Annotated in this window: 14 protein-coding genes; 7 read left to right on the forward strand and 7 right to left on the reverse strand. The window is 62.8% G+C overall.

The features are described 5' to 3' along the window. Positions 1–60 precede the first annotated feature (60 nt). Positions 61–393 (forward strand): hypothetical protein, encoded by a 333-nt coding sequence (locus HYPGJ_RS19510; protein WP_244466202.1) that lies wholly within the window; start codon positions 61–63, stop codon positions 391–393. On the opposite strand, the gene recQ is transcribed toward HYPGJ_RS19510, so the two are convergent. From recQ to meaB, 4 genes are all read right to left on the reverse strand, one after another. Further along, on the reverse strand, positions 365–2,551 hold the full coding sequence (recQ, locus tag HYPGJ_RS16390; RefSeq protein ID WP_046848053.1) for a DNA helicase RecQ: 2,187 nt from the start codon (positions 2,549–2,551) through the stop codon (positions 365–367). The genes HYPGJ_RS19510 and recQ overlap by 29 nt on opposite strands. Positions 2,552–2,880: 329 nt before the next feature. Then, positions 2,881–4,236 carry a TIGR03808 family TAT-translocated repetitive protein gene (locus HYPGJ_RS16395; protein ID WP_046848054.1) on the reverse strand — a complete coding sequence of 452 codons (1,356 nt, stop codon included), beginning with the start codon at positions 4,234–4,236 and terminating at the stop codon, positions 2,881–2,883. Between the two features lie 57 nt (positions 4,237–4,293). Continuing rightward, on the reverse strand, positions 4,294–4,932 hold the full coding sequence (locus HYPGJ_RS16400; RefSeq protein ID WP_046848055.1) for a pyroglutamyl-peptidase I: 639 nt from the start codon (positions 4,930–4,932) through the stop codon (positions 4,294–4,296). 54 nt (positions 4,933–4,986) lie between these two features. Next, positions 4,987–5,988 carry a methylmalonyl Co-A mutase-associated GTPase MeaB gene (gene meaB / locus HYPGJ_RS16405; RefSeq protein ID WP_046848056.1) on the reverse strand — a complete coding sequence of 334 codons (1,002 nt, stop codon included), beginning with the start codon at positions 5,986–5,988 and terminating at the stop codon, positions 4,987–4,989. Here meaB and HYPGJ_RS19515 point away from each other — a divergent pair. From HYPGJ_RS19515 to HYPGJ_RS16420, 4 genes are all read left to right on the forward strand, one after another. Further along, entirely contained in the window at positions 5,987–6,319 is a 333-nt protein-coding gene (locus HYPGJ_RS19515) for a hypothetical protein (protein ID WP_244466204.1), read from the forward strand. The two genes, meaB and HYPGJ_RS19515, sit on opposite strands and share 2 nt — an antisense overlap. Before the next feature lie 100 nt (positions 6,320–6,419). After that, positions 6,420–7,817 carry an alpha/beta hydrolase gene (locus HYPGJ_RS16410; RefSeq protein WP_244466206.1) on the forward strand — a complete coding sequence of 466 codons (1,398 nt, stop codon included), beginning with the start codon at positions 6,420–6,422 and terminating at the stop codon, positions 7,815–7,817. Positions 7,818–7,975: 158 nt separating this feature from the next. Continuing rightward, positions 7,976–8,401 (forward strand): hypothetical protein, encoded by a 426-nt coding sequence (locus tag HYPGJ_RS16415; RefSeq protein ID WP_046848058.1) that lies wholly within the window; start codon positions 7,976–7,978, stop codon positions 8,399–8,401. A gap of 166 nt (positions 8,402–8,567) precedes the next feature. Beyond that, positions 8,568–9,233 carry a Spy/CpxP family protein refolding chaperone gene (locus HYPGJ_RS16420; RefSeq protein WP_046848498.1) on the forward strand — a complete coding sequence of 222 codons (666 nt, stop codon included), beginning with the start codon at positions 8,568–8,570 and terminating at the stop codon, positions 9,231–9,233. Between the two features lie 116 nt (positions 9,234–9,349). On the opposite strand, the gene HYPGJ_RS16425 is transcribed toward HYPGJ_RS16420, so the two are convergent. Continuing rightward, on the reverse strand, positions 9,350–9,778 hold the full coding sequence (locus HYPGJ_RS16425; protein ID WP_046848059.1) for a hypothetical protein: 429 nt from the start codon (positions 9,776–9,778) through the stop codon (positions 9,350–9,352). Positions 9,779–10,095: 317 nt separating this feature from the next. Here HYPGJ_RS16425 and pip point away from each other — a divergent pair, with 317 nt between their 5' ends. Further along, the gene (pip, locus tag HYPGJ_RS16430) at positions 10,096–11,037 is read left to right on the forward strand and encodes a prolyl aminopeptidase (RefSeq protein ID WP_046848060.1); all 942 of its coding nucleotides are present in this window, start codon (positions 10,096–10,098) and stop codon (positions 11,035–11,037) included. Between the two features lie 9 nt (positions 11,038–11,046). On the opposite strand, the gene HYPGJ_RS16435 is transcribed toward pip, so the two are convergent. Continuing rightward, the gene (locus tag HYPGJ_RS16435; RefSeq protein ID WP_046848061.1) at positions 11,047–11,505 is read right to left on the reverse strand and encodes a hypothetical protein; all 459 of its coding nucleotides are present in this window, start codon (positions 11,503–11,505) and stop codon (positions 11,047–11,049) included. Positions 11,506–11,796: 291 nt separating this feature from the next. Here HYPGJ_RS16435 and HYPGJ_RS16440 point away from each other — a divergent pair, with 291 nt between their 5' ends. Next, the gene (locus HYPGJ_RS16440; RefSeq protein WP_046848062.1) at positions 11,797–13,623 is read left to right on the forward strand and encodes a DEAD/DEAH box helicase; all 1,827 of its coding nucleotides are present in this window, start codon (positions 11,797–11,799) and stop codon (positions 13,621–13,623) included. Positions 13,624–13,682: 59 nt separating this feature from the next. Here the strand turns inward: HYPGJ_RS16440 and scpA are convergent, their stop codons facing one another. Beyond that, positions 13,683–15,857, reverse strand: a complete 2,175-nt coding sequence (gene scpA, locus HYPGJ_RS16445; protein WP_070104073.1) for a methylmalonyl-CoA mutase — start codon at positions 15,855–15,857, stop codon at positions 13,683–13,685. Positions 15,858–15,901 lie beyond the last annotated feature (44 nt).

Raw genomic sequence — 15,901 nt, forward strand, 5'->3', positions numbered from 1 at the left:
GCCAGTGGCTGGCATTCGTTTTGCCTATCGCCTCATGACTTATCGATCCATGAGGCTTCCGTGTCCAAGATCAGCACGTATAGCAGCAAAACGACGTTCGGCAGACGGATGTCGCTCGTCCACGCCCAATTGCAGGCTGGGAATGCTGCACCAATTCGGTGCACCGTCCAGCATGTGGACGAAGCCGGTGCCGTGATCGAATTGAGCCGGCCGACGATCCTTCCTCCGCGTGTCCGCCTGCGCTGGGACCAGTATGGCGACGGCGCCGAATGCGAGATCATCGGAACCGAAGGCCAGGCCGTGCGGGTCGCGTTCACGTCCGGCAAAGGCCCGGAAATCCTGCGCCGCTTCGAAGCCGACCGCGCTAGCCAGCGTCAGCGAGTAGGCATTTGAGAATGCCGTAATTGTAGCGGCCGTCGAGCGCCGCGAACGCCGGTCCGAGCTTTCCGCTATCGCGCGTTTCGCAACGATCGAAGGCCGCCTCGATCTCGTCGCGCTCGGCCGGATCGAGACGAACCGCGTCCTCTGCACTGATCAGGCCCGCTTCAATCGCCTCGGCGAGATGGCCGTAGATCGTCCCGACCTCGAGCCCCCGCTCGGATGCGATCTGTTCCGCATCGAGACCACGGAGGTGTGCCGCCAGCGTCGCATTCACGCTTGCCGACAGGCGGTTGGTGAGCGCCGGATGCGCTGCGAATTGCGAAATTACCTGCATGAACGCCGCGCCGTAGCGCGCGATCTTGCTCGCACCGAGCCCGAGAATGTCGTGCAGCGCCGATTCCGATTTCGGCCGCTTCTCCGCAAGCTCGATCAGAGTGCGATCCTGCGCCACGACGTAGGGCGGAAGTTTCGCCGCCGTCGCGAGCTTCAGGCGCACGGCCTTGAGCGCGTCGAACAGCGGCTGGTTCTGCGCCGCAACTTTCGGAGCGAGCGACGCGCCGCGCTTCTTGGCAAGTTTCGACTTCGCCTGCGTGACGCGCATCAGGAAACGCTCTTCGCCGCGCAGCAGCGGCCGAGCCCGTTCGGTCAGAACGAGCGACCCCATGCCCTCGTCATCGCCCGTCAGATAGCCTTGCGCGGTGAGCTGCCTGAAAAGCCCTTTCCATGTCGCCGCCGGTAGGTCCTTGCCAATGCCGAAAACCGACAGGCGGTCGTGGCCGTTGCGCAGCACGCGCTCGTCCGCAGTTCCGATCAGCACGTCGGCGAGATAGGTGACGCCGAACCGCTGCCCGGTGCGATAGACGGCCGATAACGCCTTCTGCGCTACGACGGTCCCGTCCTCGGTGTGCGGCGGGTTTAAACAGTTGTCGCAGTTCCCGCACGGCTCGGAATTCATTTCGCCGAAGTAGGCCAGCAGCGCTTGCCGACGGCAGCCAGGCATTTCCGCCAGCCCGATGAGCGCATCGAGCTTCTGCCGCTGTACGGTCTTGAAAGCTTCCGAGCCCTCCGACTGCCCGATCCATTGCCGAAGCTGCACGATGTCCTGCAGGCCGTACGCCATCCAGGCGTTCGCCGGCTCGCCATCACGCCCGGCGCGGCCCGTCTCCTGATAATAGGACTCGATCGACTTCGGCAGATTGAGGTGGGCGACGAAACGCACGTCGGGCTTGTCGATGCCCATGCCGAAGGCGATCGTCGCGACGATGATCAGCCCTTCTTCCGTCAGGAACTTGGTCTGCGCGCCCGCGCGGATGTGCGCTTCGAGACCGGCATGATAGGCGAGGGCTTTGCGGCCCTTCGAGCTGAGCCACGCCGCCGTTTCCTCAACCGACTTGCGTGACAGACAGTAGACGATCCCGGCATCGGTCGGATGTTCGGCTTCGATGAACTGCCAAAGCCGTTCGCGCGTGCTGCCGCTGCCAAGCTCCGCGATCGTGTAGCGAATGTTCGGCCGGTCGAAGCTCGCGACGAAACTCGCGGCGTTTTCGAGCGACAGCTCCGAAATGATGTCTTGTCGCGTGCGTTCGTCCGCGGTCGCTGTCAGCGCGATGCGCGGCACGCGCGGAAATCGCTGCGCCAGAATCTTGAGCTGCCGGTACTCGGGCCGGAAATCATGACCCCACTGCGAAACGCAATGCGCTTCGTCGATCGCGAACAGGGCGATGTCGCTGCGCTCCAGGAGATTGAGCGTGCGCTCCTGCACCAGCCGTTCGGGCGCAACATAAAGCAGATCGAGCGCATCCGCCGCGAACTGCCGTTCGATCTGGTCCTGCGTGCTGCGGTCCTGCGTCGAATTCAGAAACGCCGCCTTGACGCCGAGATCCTTCAGCGCGTCGACCTGATCCTGCATCAGCGCGATCAGCGGCGACACGACGATTCCCGTGCCGCGCCGGACGAGCGACGGGATCTGATAGCAAAGCGACTTGCCGCCCCCGGTCGGCATCAGCGCCAGGCAATCGCCGCCGCGCAAAACGGTATCGATGATATCGCCCTGCAGCGGGCGAAATCCCTTGTAGCCGAAAACGTCCTCGAGCTTCGCGCGGGCGAGGGACATGGCGTCGCCGGTATCGGACGCAAACGGCAGAGAAAGCGGCGCGGCGTAGGCCGGCATCACGAAGTCCTATGCGCAAGTCATCGGGACCCGGACGCTAATATGATTCGATGAGCAACTCGGCCGGCGCATAAAAAAAACCGAGGGCAAACGCCGAGTTAGCGGAATTATCGGGCTATTGGGTGAAACGTTGCGGCAATTTAACGTCACGTTCAGAATGAGTTCATCTTATTGCGCTTAGATATGACCTCAAGGCTGGTGTCACCTCCCCCCGTGCACACCAGATGCTGCCGCCGCCCGGCCAAGTCCCGACTCCCCCCGTCTTCCCCTTGGCCGGGCCGCGGCGCTCTCATAATCCCAGGATATTTTTCTGTTCGTCCGGCGTCGCGTCACACCGCGACGTTCGCCATCACGTGAATGCGGTCCGATGCGCCGGGCTCGCGCGCGAGATCCGGGCCCTGGAAGACGCCCCTGTCCATCTCGCGGATCGCGCCGTCTTTGGCGTTTGAAATCAGATTGTTCGCGATCAGGCATTTCCCGGCGTCCGCAGCATTCGTAACGGAGATGCCGACACGCGCATTGCGCACGACGTTCCCGGTTACGGCCACGTCGCGCATATAAACGCCCCAGCCGATCTGAATGCCGACGGTCGGTGCGTTTTCGATCGTATTGCCGGAGACCACAGCGTCGGCCTCGACGGCGATGCCTTCGCCCCGCTTGTCCTCGGGCTCCTGCTCGCGCCGGACGAGATTGCGAATGAGATTGCCTTGCACGACGGCAAGGCGGCCGCCTTCGTTGAAATTTGTGACCGAGATTCCGCTCGCGGCCGTATCGACGAGATTGTTCGCGATGATCGCGCCCTGGAATCCGAATTCGGCATAAAGCGCGACCTCGCCAAGCCGTTCGCAGCTATTGCCGACAATTTGGATATTGGACGCCGCGTTGCCGCGCACCGCCGTATAGGCACAATCGGAAATGCGATTCCCCGAAACGAGCACGCTTCCGGCGCGAAACACATTGATGCCGTTGCCGTACTCGCCGGTGCCGCCCGCCGCGTTGCGGATTTTCGAGATGCGATTGCCCGCGACGACGCTACCGTCCTCTTCCTGTTTGGAGCGCCAGATCAGAATGCCGTTGTTGCCGCAGTCGGTGACGGTGTTGTCTTTGACGTCGAGCCCGAGCGAGTCGAAACTTTTAAATCCCGCATCGAGAACATGGCTGATGAGAAGGCCTTCGACCCGCCCGCCGCACTCCGTCAGCGATACTCCGTTGCCGCTGCTGTTCTGAATTTCGAGATCGTGGAGATGCAAAGTCTTGGAGTTCGAAAACGTCAGCAAGCCGTCGCCGCGAGCCGTGTCGAAGGCCTTGTAAGCGCCGTCGAATGCCAAGCCTTCAAGAACCAGCCCGTCCGCCTTGTCGCCCGTGATGAATGCACTGCCGCCTGAGAAAACCAGAGTAGTCGTCCGCGCCGTTCCGATCACGCGCGAGCCTCGCCGCAGCCTCAGATCGCTGACGAGGAACTTGCCCGGCGGCAGAACGAGCGGAATGTCCTTTTCCGCTGCACTGTCGACCGCCGCCTGCAAGGCTTCGGTCTGATCCCGCCCATCATCGGGAACGAGCACGGGCGCGAAGTCCGAGGCGTTTGGCGCTGTAGGCGATAGCTTGCGCTCGCTCGCATGTGCGGCGCTTACGGCTGCGCCGAGCCCAAGGCTTGCTCCGATAAGCGAACGGCGATCGATGGTCATTGATGGACTCCGGTTTGCTCCCCGTATGAAGCAAGGACCGAGCCAGCGTGCCAGACATTAAACCGAGGTTAAAGTCGCCTCCTGCGGCGCGTGGTGAAGCGAGAATTTCAAAACTTCCAGCGCCCCGGAAATGGTTCGGCCTATGGTTTCGGGCGCGCCTGCTTTGAGAGGTATGTGAATGAAGCCAACCCTGCAGCGGTCGCGCCGCGTCCTCGCTTCAAGCAGTGAGTGGTAAAAAACGGCGTTGCAGAGATATCCTCCTGCATCATCGGACAGCCTCGCCTCAAAGCCGTGCGCTTCGAGGTGCTGCGCGACTGCGGTCGCGGGAACGCTTGTTGCAAGCGCGGACGCACCACCTTCGCAGATGCAGTTGGAAGCGGGCAGGCCGCCTGCTGCATCCGGCGACATCCGGCAGAAATTTCGGGCTGCCGTTTCGATGCGAAAGCCGCGCATGCTTGTCGCAACTCCGAAGTGCAGCGCCAGAACAGGATCGTGCCGCTCATGGAGTTCGGAAACAAGTCCCGGCGCCCGCACCCATTCGGTCGGCAGAACAGCGACCGCGAAGCGAACATGCGGCAGCGCAAGTCGTGCTTCGCGCGCCAGCCTTTTGACGATCACGGCAGACGCGTTCCTGGGGACGTTCGGAAACGGTCCGAAGCCAGTCAGCAAAACGGTCGGGCGAGAATTCGAGCGCATGGACCAATATAGCGTGCAGCCGACACGATCCAAAAGCGTGCTTATGTGCCGGAGCTAAAGCCCCATCAGCCCCATCAGCCGGTCGACCGCCAGCGTCGGCAGCAGCGTGCCCTCGCGCACCGATGCTTCGATTTTCGGAAGCTCGGACGCGACTTCCGGGTGCGCCTTGAGCGCGCCCATCAGGCGGTCTTCGAGCATGTCGCGCATCCACGACACCGCCTGCGCCTGCCGTCGCGCCTGGAACTGCCCGGTCGCCGACATCTTTTCGCGATGCTCGAGAATTTTCGCCCAGAGGTCTTTCAGTCCGCGATTTTCCTGCCCCGACACCGTCAGCACCGGCGGAAACCACGTCGCGTCGTGTGGCGTGAAAATCTGCAACGCATGCCGGTAATCCGCCGCTGCCCGTTCCGCGCGCCGGACATTGTCGCCGTCGGCCTTGTTGATGGCGATCATGTCGGCAAGCTCGATGATGCCTTTCTTGATGCCTTGCAGGTCGTCGCCGCCGCCCGCGAGCAGAAGCACGAGAAAGAAATCGACCATATCGGAAACGGCGACCTCGGATTGCCCGACGCCTACGGTCTCGACGATGATGACGTCGAAGCCCGCCGCCTCGACGAGCGCCATCGTCTCACGCGTTTTGCGCGTCACCCCGCCGAGCGTGCCGGAGGAGGGCGAAGGACGGATGAATGCATTCCGCTCCTGCGCCAGAGAACTCATGCGCGTCTTGTCGCCGAGGATCGACCCGCCCGACCGCTTCGACGTCGGATCGATCGCCAACACGGCGACGAGATGACCCTCCGCGATCAGATTCATGCCGAACTGGTCGATCGTCGTCGATTTGCCGACGCCGGGCACGCCGGTCACGCCGAGGCGCACGGCTTGTCCTGTTCTCGGCAGAAGCTCCTGCAACACTTGCTGCGCAAGCCGCCCATGCTCGGGATTGGTGCTCTCGACCAGCGTAATCGCGCGGGCAAGCAACGCCCGGTCGCCGGCGGTGATGCCGGCCACGTAATCTGCGACGGGTATGCGGTGGGCTGACAGGGTGGCAGTCGCCATGGCTCGCCTGGATATCCTTTATCTTTCAACGGCCGACCATGGTCAGGAACGGCGCGCGCCGCAAGTCCGGATTTCGTCGCTGAAATCCACGACAATCCTGCTGACACAATTTCACGGCATGCACATCGTGTTGCCCAATGAGCGGCAGGCTCGTAGGATTTCCTGGGGTCAAGGGATCAAAGACGGAAATGCGGGGAGGGAACGCGATGTATTCGCTTGCCAGGCGTTGGCTGCAGCCACGGCGGTCTGTAGCAGCTATTGCGGCGATCATGGCCTGCGGGTTGGTGGCTGCCTGTACCCAAGCGCCAAAACTCGCAAAAGCGCCTGCTGAAACGGATTCCACGAAGACCGCCAGCGTGCGTCCGGCACCCGCGCCGGCCACGGCTGGCTCCCCGGCGCCGACGACTTCGCCCGCTGAAGAAGAGACGCCTGTGGCGTCTGAGGCTCCCGAGGAACCGGCGGGCGGCGCAGCGCCCCCGCCTTATCCGCAGACATCCGATCCGGAAGGCGGGTCTGGCCGGTCATATGAGACGGCCGAACCGGCGCCCGCTCCGCCGCCGCCTGCACCGCGCGCGTCCGCCGCGAGGCCGAGCCCTCCGGCCGTCGCGCCAGAACCGCCCATGCCGACCGCCGCGCCTGGAGCCGCGGCCAACGCCAGCGCCGAAGCCGCCGCCAAGGCCGCAGCTGCCCGCCGCGCCGAAGAGGAGGCGCGAGCCGCCATGGCTCAGCGATACGACAACGCGAAAAAATCCGCGGCAGCCGCACCCGCCGAGGATCCGGCCAAAACCTACGACGTCGTGCCTGTGTTCTATGGCACCGATCGCGCCGTCGAGGCCGATCCGAAACGGCTGCAATTCGGCGCCGAGCGCGGCCACCAGCTGCAACTCGGCAGGGCATTGGTGACGGTGCCGCTGATCCACAAGGTGCCGCACATCGAGCGGCCGGTCGTGATCGAAATCCCGTACTTCAAGGTCAAGGTCTACGAGGAGAAGGAAGACCCGCAGAAGCACTTCACGGTGCAGGAAATCAAAGGCCTGACCGAAGCCCAGATGCTGGCGCTCGTCAAACAGCGGCTTGCGACGTCGTCGACCTTCAAGGACCACGCCTTCGTCTTCGTGCACGGCTTCAACACGTCGTTCGACAACGCACTCTACCGCACGGCGCAGATCGCCTACGATCTGCGCTTTGATGGCGTGCCCTTCCTCTATAGCTGGCCTTCGGGCGGCAAGGTCGCGAGCTACACGTACGATCACGGCAGCGTCGAGCAGGCCGAGCCGAGGCTCGCCGAATTCCTCGACATGGTGATCCAGAAAAGCGGCGCGAAATCCATCAGCCTCATCGCGCATTCGATGGGGAACGAGCTGCTGTTGCGCGTGCTCGAACGCATGAAGACCAAAGTTCCGCGCGGCGTCGTCATCAGCCAGGTCATTCTTGCAGCGCCGGACGTCGATCGCGACAAGTTCAACATTCTGGCGCGTGAGGTCATCAAGTTCGCGAAAGGCGTCACGCTCTATGCAGCCTCGAACGACCGCGCGCTGAGTTATTCGGCACGGTTCTGGGGCGGCGTGCCGCGTGCGGGCGACGTTCCCGCGTCGGGACCGCTGATCATTCCGGGCCTCGATACGATCGACGTCACCGCCGTCTCCACCGACGCGCTGGGACTCAACCATTCAGGCTACGCTGAAAATCCCGCTCTGCTCAACGATGTGAAAGCGCTCGTCGCATCCGGACTTCGTCCGCCCGACAAGCGCTTCAAGAGCATCCTGGCCGTTGACTCGGCCGCGGGCAAATATTGGCGGTTCCAGGCGGAAACGGCGGCAGTGCCCTAGCCGCCGGCAAGGAAGCCGGCAGCAAAATTCGCCGCAAATCCTCCGACGGTGGCGCGCATGGCGCCGCCGCGTCGCGGGTTTGAGCAAATCTCGTAAGACTTCCTTTACGCGCGTACGGCACACTTCTTTCGAGTTTGTTCAGTATTCGAAGGTCCGTCATGCGTTCCGCGTTTGCAAAGCCGCTTGCGTCGGCTGCTGCTGTTCTTTTTGCTTTGGCGTCGGCCAACTGTGCGCTCGCCGAGGACGTTCAATTCGACGACGAAGAAACCGACGGCACGCAGATCGTTGCCGCTGGCGCCGCGCCCGACCAGCTTCCGGCAAAAAATCTCAATTCAGTTCCGCTCGATGGATTCACCGTTCAAGCCGGAACGGGATCCAGCATGCTCGTCCGCCAACTGAGCGCGGCGCGGCCCAACGAAGATCTGGTGATCTGTGTCGCCGGCTGCTTCAGCGGTCGCGACCGCGTCGTCTACGCCCAACCGATCGATCGTAAGGCGCGCGCCAATATGGCTTCCGCGGCAGCCACCGGGGCGTCGGACGGAACCAGCGGTTCCAGCCCGCACGGATTGCGTGGCACCCGCTAAAAGCGGCCAAAAATAGGCATTCGAAGCGCTCGCGGCGAACGCGATTGCCGTTTCCGTCGTGAACAAAATTTCACGACGGATCAACGGCGCTGCGTCGTTCCTGATCCGACGGCCAGCGAAACTTGCTCCCCTTCGATCTTTCGAGCTGGCCGAAGGAGATGACCCCATGAATAAACTTTCGCGCGGTGCTTGGCTTGCGATTGCGGCCGTAGCCGCTGTTCCGGCGACCGTTGCCATTGCCAAGTCCGTCGATCGTCCAGGCGGCTGGCACAGCATGACACCGGAAACGCGGACCCGCCTTGAGGAAGGTCGCATCGCAATGGCGAAGGCGGCTCTGCAGCTCAATGCGGATCAGGAAAAACTTTGGGCGCCCGTTGAATCGTCCGTCCGCGATGCGTTCAAGGCCCGCGAGGCAAAGCGTGCCGAATGGGCGAAGAAGCGCGAGGAACGCCGGGCTGACAAATCGGAAGGCCCATCCAAACGCCCCGATCTTGCGGAACGTTACGAGCAGATGAGCAACAATCTCGCTGAACGCGCCGACCGCTTCAAGACGTTCTCAACCGCATTCAAGCCTTTCTACGCGTCCTTGAGTGACGAGCAGAAAGATGTGTTGCGTCCGCTGATGCGCCAGTTGTCGCCGGGCTTCGGTCACGGCGGCGGTCGCGGACCGCACTGGGCCTTCGGCGGCGGCTGGGGTCCGGGCGGTCCGGGACACCACGGGCATCACGGCTGGCACGGCGGTCCTGACGGTAAGGGCGGTCCCGGCATGCAGAACGACGCGCCCGACAACGACGGCGGTCCCGCGCCGGCTGAGCCCGACGACAAAGGCTGATCGTTCAACGTCGCTTGCGAATTTGAATAGCCGGGCTTCAAGGCCCGGCTATATTTTTACGGGACGCCAGCTTTTATAAGCGATGCGCTGCGCGCAAGTCGCCCGCCGGACGAACGTCAAAGCTTCCGCAGCTTGAAAATCGCGCTACCGGCTTCACCGGAGAGGCGCACGCTCTGCGTACGTCCTGAAACCGTGATGCGGATCGAACCGCCGGTATTGTACTGCTGATTGAAGAAGCTGCCCGTGTAGCTGTTGGCGCCGGATCTATAGAGCGTCGCCGACTGATCGACTTTCGCGGATGGCGTCGCGCACGTCGCCGACATCGCGTAGCTCGATGCCCCCGTCTTCGCAAAGTGGGCGCGGCACCGGGCCCTTTCCTTCGATCCCGATGAAAAGGAGATCGAGCCATTGCCGCTCCAAGAGCCGGTCAGCGACGCAGGTTCTGCGTTTGCGCTGCTGACGTTCACGCCCATTACGCCAACGGTTAGGGCAAATCCTCCGGCGGCGACGGCGCGTAGCATTTGCGAAACGGCAGTGCGAACCATGTCGAACTCCTATGAACAGAAACCGTCGTGTCCAATACGGCTATCTTAGCGAGTCTTGCGATGAGTGTGCAGGTGGGGTTCGAAAACTGTTTCGTCAATTCCGATTGAGTGAACCAAGAGTTTCCGGTCATGTGCGGATTTTTGCTAAAGCCTTCGCTTGTCAACGTTGACCTCCGGCGCCCGGTTGCCGTCGAACTCGACGCATGTCGTAAAGCCCGGTCTGTGACGCGGCCATGACGGCAGCAAGCGGCCTGGCTATGCGTCCCACGGTGCAGCCGCCTTGCCCGCCGCCGAATTCCGTGCTCAGCAGAACGGCCATGAAAACATTGCCCGAAGCCTTTCGCCCTTTCGACGCGCGCATGCTCCATGTCGGCGACGGTCACTGGATCTATGTCGAGGAAGTCGGCCTCAGAGGCGGCCGCCCTATTGCGTTTCTGCACGGAGGACCGGGAAGCGGCTCTCAGCATTTGCACCGCACGCTGTTCGACCCGGCGCGTGACCATATCTTCCTGATCGATCAACGCGGCGCCGGCCGCAGCCATCCCTATCTCTCGCGCGACGCCAACACGACCGCTCATCTCGTCAGCGATCTCGAAGCCATCCGCGAACATTTCGATATCGCCAAATGGCTGCTGGTCGGCGGCTCCTGGGGCTCGACGCTGGCGCTCGCCTACGCCGAAAAACACCCTGAACGCGTCGCGGGACTTGTTCTACGCGCCATTTTCCTGGGCACCGCGGAAGAAGTCGAATGGGCGTTTCTCGAAGGGCCGAAAATATTCCGGCCCGAGCTTTACGCCGACTTCCGCGATTGGCTTCCGCCCGCCGAGCGCTCCGATCCGCTTCAGGCCTACGTGAACCGTCTCTGCAATCCAGATCCCAACGTGCATACGGTTCCGGCGCTGCGTTGGTTCGCTTACGAACGCGCGTTATCCGAAATCGCAGCCAAGCCAGGAAAACTTCCGGCAGAAGTCGATGCCGCGTCGCGCCTGCCGCCGACGCCGTTCGTCGAAGCGCATTACATCCAGAATAATTTCTTCCTCGAGCCCGGTCAGCTTCTGCGCGAAGCACGAAATCTTGCAGGCATTCCGGGGCGCATCGTGCAGGGCCGCTACGACTTGCTTTGTCCGCCGCGAACGGCGCACGCATTGGCGTCTGCGTGGCCGGACGCGCGTCTCGAATTTATCGAAACGGCCGGCCACGCCATGAGCGACCCGGGCGTCATGGACGCCATGCGCCACGCGATTTCAGAGATCGCTTGAGGTGAGCTGCTACTCGACGATGAGTTCGCTGACCATCGTCGGCTGATGCTTGGAGCAGATGATCTGGAAAACGCCGGGCTTGTCGGCAACGAAGCTGACGTCGGTCACTTCCCCTCGTTTGAGCGTGAACGATTTGTCGTAGCCCTCGATCGTCGTCGGATGCTCGGAGCCATTGAGGCCGACAAACCGTAACGTCACCTCGTCTCCTGCTTTGACGTGATACTGCGGCGCGCTCCAGAGATAGGCCGAGATCTGCCAGCGGCCGTCGTCACCGGGCTTTTTGAGTTGCAGCCCGCCGCCCTCGGGGAGCGCAGCGGCCGGAAAAGGCTCCTTGGCGACGTCGGCGGTGCCCTTTGGTTCCACTGCCGCAATCGTGAAAACCCGCTTCGAGCCGGCGGCAGCGGCGGTCACGCCCGCATAGCCAACAACCGCCGCAGCCAGCGGCAAAAAGAGGTGTCGCATCATCATCGTAGTCTTCCCCTTTACCAATTCGATATTCCGCGTCTGACCGACACAGCACGCCTTAAATCGGCTCTTGAGCCTTGACTTCAAGGCCGAACATCGCCACTAGCAGGCCATTGCTCTTCGATGGCGCTCGGGTCCTCGTGCCACTCCAAGCGGCTCAACTGCCGCGCTCGACCCTGCATTGAGAACAATCTTTTATAGCAAAGGCCACACCCCGAAAGCGCCGGTGTGGGCCATGGGACGACCCGCACGCAAGGACGTAGCGGTCTCGAAGCCCTTGGGAAACACTTCACTTTGACAGTTGAAAATTTCGAGGCGTTCGGATTTGCCGAGCCTCTTTCGCGTGCCCTGACGCAGTGCGGGTACGTAACGCCGACGCCTATCCAGGTGCAGGCGTTGCCGCCGCAGCTCGAGGGTCGCGACCTTCTCGGCATGGCTGAAACAGGTTCAGGAAAGACCGCAACATTCGTCCTTCCGATCCTGAACAAGATCGCCTCACAAAACAGCGAACCGGCACCGAAGCAGGTGTTGGCGCTCGTGCTGGCGCCGACGCGCGAGCTTGCGATTCAGATCGACCAGGAAGTCGCGAGCCTGGCGCGCAACATGCGCATCCGCCGTGCCGTCGTGCTCGGCGGCGTCAGCAAGGGACCGCAGATCAACGCGCTGAAACGCGGCGTGCACGTGCTCGTCGCGACGCCCGGCCGTCTGCTCGATCTCATCAATATGCGGACCTGCGATCTGTCGCGCGTTGAAACGCTCGTGCTCGACGAAGCCGACCGCATGTTCGACATGGGCTTCATTCGCGACATCAAGAAGATCGTCGCGATGCTTCCTGAAGCCCGGCGCACGGCGCTCTTCTCCGCGACCATGCCGGTCGAGATCAAGAAGTTCGCTTATGACATTCTGAAGGAACCGTATCGCGTCGACCTCTCGTCGAAATCGATCGTCGTCGATCGCATCGATCAGAAGGTCATGATCGTGCGCACGCCGGAAAAGCAAAGCCGGCTGCATACGATCCTCGCTGACGAAGCCTGCAAGCGCGTCATCGTTTTCACGCGCACGAAGCGTGGCGCGGACCGTGTCGCCGACCGCCTTGGCATGGCCGGCATCAGTGCTTCGGCATTCCACGGCAATAAGGCGCAGAACGCACGCCAGCGTGCATTGAACGACTTCATGATGGGGCACATTCGCGTGCTCGTCGCGACCGATATCGCAGCGCGCGGCATCGACGTTTCGAACATCACGCATGTCGTCAATTTCGATATGCCGCTCGATCCGGAAACCTACGTGCATCGCGTCGGCCGCACGGCGCGCAAGGGCAACAGCGGCGTCGCGATCTCGCTCTGTGATCCGTCCGAGCGCCAGGAAATCACAGCCATCGAGCGCATGATGAAGCAGAAGCTCGAGGTCATCGCCGACGTCGGTGGCGAAGTGCTGCCGATGCCGGAGCGGCGTCAGCATCACCGCGCCCAGAACGGACCGCGGCGTGACGGTGAACGTCACCACGAGCACGGCGACCGCCGCCGCGAAGGACGCGAAGGCGGCCAGCGCGGCGAACGTCACGCCCGCCCGCATCGCAATGGCGACGAGCGTGCCAACGCATCGCCGGCACGCAACGGTGAGAACCGTCGTCCGTATGAGCCGCTCGGGATTACGGCCGAAGGCGACGCCATGTTCGGCGTCGGCGAACGTCGCGAAGCGCGAGGCGGTGAACATCGCCCCAATCGCGGTCCCAATCGCGGTCAGGGCGATCGCCCGCATCGCGGTGAGCGCGGTGAACATCGCGGCGACGGCCATCGCTCTCACGCCGGGCATCGCTCGCGCGACGGCGAGCCTGCGCGCCAGGCAGCGGCATCGCGGACGAACCACGAGCACGGCGATCGTCGCAGCGAACGTGGACACGCGCCGGAACGGCAAAACGAGAGGCACCCCGGCGAGCATCGTTCGGCCGAGCATCGCACGAGCGAACATCGCGCAGGCGAGCATCGCCACGGCGAGCGTGGTCAGAATGAGCGCGGTGACCGCCGCCCGTCCTGGGGCAAATCCGACGCACCGAAGTTCATGAAGCCGCGCCGCGACGACGGCGGTCGTGGCCGTCAGAGCCGCAACCCGGCTTCGTGATCGCTTCCTGAAACTTCGATAAAATAAAAATGGCCGGGTTCGCCCGGCCATTTTCGTATCTATTCCGCCGCTGCTTTGTCGGCGTAGCCGAGCTGAGCGTTGAGCTTTTCGACGAGATCCGCCGCAGCCTCTGGGATGTTCGTGCCGGGGCCGAACACCGCTTTCGCGCCAGCCGCGTAAAGCGCGTCGTAATCGGCGGGGGGAATGACGCCGCCGACGACGATCATGATGTCGCCGCGCCCTTCCTTGTCGAGCGCCGCCTTGAGTTCCGGCACCAGCGTCAGATGGCCTGCCGTCATCGTCGAAACGCCGACGACGTGCACGTCGTTTTCGACGGCCTGCCGTGCCGCTTCATCGGCGGTCGCAAACAGCGGCCCGATGTCGACGTCGAAGCCCAGGTCCGCGAACGCCGACGCGATGACCTTCTGCCCTCGGTCGTGGCCGTCCTGGCCGAGCTTGGCGATCAGAATGCGCGGACGGCGGCCATCGTTCTTGTCGAACGCCTCGACGAGGGTCTTCACCCGATCGACGCTCGGATTCATCGCCGCTTCCTTCTTATAGACGCCGCTGATGGCGCGAATTTCGGCTTTGTGCCGCGTGAAGACTTTTTCGAGCGCGTAGGAAATTTCGCCGACCGTCGCTTTCTGGCGCGCAGCCTTGACGGCAAGGTCGAGCAGGTTGGCGTTGCCCTTCGCGCCTTCGGTCAGGGCATTGAGAGCGGCCTGCACGTCGGACTCGTTGCGCTCTTCCCGAAGCCGTTTCAGCTTCGCGAGCTGCGCCTCGCGCACGGCCTGGTTGTCGACCTTGAGGAAGTTGATTTCCTTGTCGCCCTTGATCTGGAACTTATTGACGCCGGTGATCGTCTGCCGCCCGGAATCGATGCGGGCCTGCGTGCGTGCGGCGGCTTCCTCGATACGAAGCTTCGGAATTCCAGCCGCGATGGCCTTCGCCATGCCGCCTTGCTCCTCGACTTCCTCGATGTGCAACAGCGCCTTTTTTGCGAGATCGTAGGTCAGGCGCTCGACATAGTGGCTGCCGCCCCACGGATCGATCGTCCGCGTCGTGCCCGATTCCTGCTGCAGCAGAAGCTGCGTGTTGCGGGCGATACGCGCCGAGAAATCCGTCGGCAACGCGATCGCTTCGTCGAGACCGTTCGTGTGCAGCGACTGCGTATGACCCTGCGTCGCCGCCATGGCTTCGAGGCACGTGCGCGTCGCGTTGTTGAAAATGTCCTGTGCCGTCAGCGACCAGCCGGACGTCTGCGAATGCGTTCTGAGCGACAGGGACTTGTCGCTCTTCGGCTTGAACTCTTCCTTGATCAGCTTCGCCCAGAGCAGGCGCGCGGCGCGCATCTTGGCGATTTCCATGAAGTAGTTCATGCCGATCGCCCAGAAGAACGACAGGCGCGGCGCGAACGCGTCGATATCCAATCCGCCGGCAACGCCCGCGCGTGCATACTCGATGCCGTCCGCGATCGTATAGCCGAGTTCGAGGTCGGCCGTCGCACCGGCTTCCTGCATGTGGTAGCCGGAAATCGAGATCGAGTTGAACTTCGGCATCTTCGCGCTGGTGTAGGCGAAAATATCCGAGACGATCCGCATCGAAGGTGCGGGCGGATAGATGTAGGTGTTGCGCACCATGAACTCTTTCAGAATGTCGTTCTGAATGGTTCCAGCGAGCTTCTCCGGCGGCACGCCCTGTTCCTCGCCCGCCACGATGAACAGCGCGAGGATCGGCAGCACGGCGCCGTTCATCGTCATCGACACCGTCATGTCCTGCAGCGGAATGCCGTCGAACAGCACGCGCATGTCGAAGATGGAATCGATCGCGACGCCCGCCATGCCGACGTCGCCCTTGACGCGCGGATGATCGGAGTCATAGCCGCGGTGGGTCGCGAGATCGAAGGCGATCGACAGGCCCTTCTGGCCTGCCGCGATATTGCGCCGATAGAAGGCGTTTGAATCTTCCGCCGTCGAGAAGCCTGCATACTGGCGGATGGTCCACGGCTGCAGCGCGTACATCGCCGGGTAGGGTCCGCGCAGGAAGGGGACGATGCCCGGCAGCGTGTCGATGAAATCAAGCCCCGCCGTGTCGGCGCCGGTGAAAACCGGTTTGACCGGAATGCCCTCGGGCGTCTCCCAGACCGGCGCCTCGGGCGCGGCCGAACCCTGGCCAGCTTGGTTCGCGGCCGGCGCTTCGAAAGACACGTCTGCAAAATTCGGAATAACAGTCATCAGGCGCGATTAATCCGGTGAAATGATACGTCGCGGCAACGGTA

It is taken from the genome of Hyphomicrobium sp. GJ21 (assembly GCF_001006785.1).
Taxonomy (GTDB): Bacteria; Pseudomonadota; Alphaproteobacteria; order Rhizobiales; family Hyphomicrobiaceae; genus Hyphomicrobium_B.

What these genes read in the sequence shown, in the direction of transcription:
- HYPGJ_RS16420 (WP_046848498.1), top strand. Translation starts at nt 8,568, where the DNA reads ATGAATAAACTTTCGCGCGGTGCTTGGCTTGCGATTGCGGCCGTAGCC.
- HYPGJ_RS16435 (WP_046848061.1), bottom strand. Translation starts at nt 11,505, where the DNA reads ATGATGATGCGACACCTCTTTTTGCCGCTGGCTGCGGCGGTTGTTGGC.
- meaB (WP_046848056.1), bottom strand. Translation starts at nt 5,988, where the DNA reads ATGGCGACTGCCACCCTGTCAGCCCACCGCATACCCGTCGCAGATTAC.
- HYPGJ_RS16415 (WP_046848058.1), top strand. Translation starts at nt 7,976, where the DNA reads ATGCGTTCCGCGTTTGCAAAGCCGCTTGCGTCGGCTGCTGCTGTTCTT.
- pip (WP_046848060.1), top strand. Translation starts at nt 10,096, where the DNA reads ATGAAAACATTGCCCGAAGCCTTTCGCCCTTTCGACGCGCGCATGCTC.
- HYPGJ_RS19515 (WP_244466204.1), top strand. Translation starts at nt 5,987, where the DNA reads ATGGCTCGCCTGGATATCCTTTATCTTTCAACGGCCGACCATGGTCAG.
- scpA (WP_070104073.1), bottom strand. Translation starts at nt 15,857, where the DNA reads ATGACTGTTATTCCGAATTTTGCAGACGTGTCTTTCGAAGCGCCGGCC.
- HYPGJ_RS16400 (WP_046848055.1), bottom strand. Translation starts at nt 4,932, where the DNA reads ATGCGCTCGAATTCTCGCCCGACCGTTTTGCTGACTGGCTTCGGACCG.
- HYPGJ_RS16395 (WP_046848054.1), bottom strand. Translation starts at nt 4,236, where the DNA reads ATGACCATCGATCGCCGTTCGCTTATCGGAGCAAGCCTTGGGCTCGGC.
- HYPGJ_RS16425 (WP_046848059.1), bottom strand. Translation starts at nt 9,778, where the DNA reads ATGGTTCGCACTGCCGTTTCGCAAATGCTACGCGCCGTCGCCGCCGGA.
- recQ (WP_046848053.1), bottom strand. Translation starts at nt 2,551, where the DNA reads ATGCCGGCCTACGCCGCGCCGCTTTCTCTGCCGTTTGCGTCCGATACC.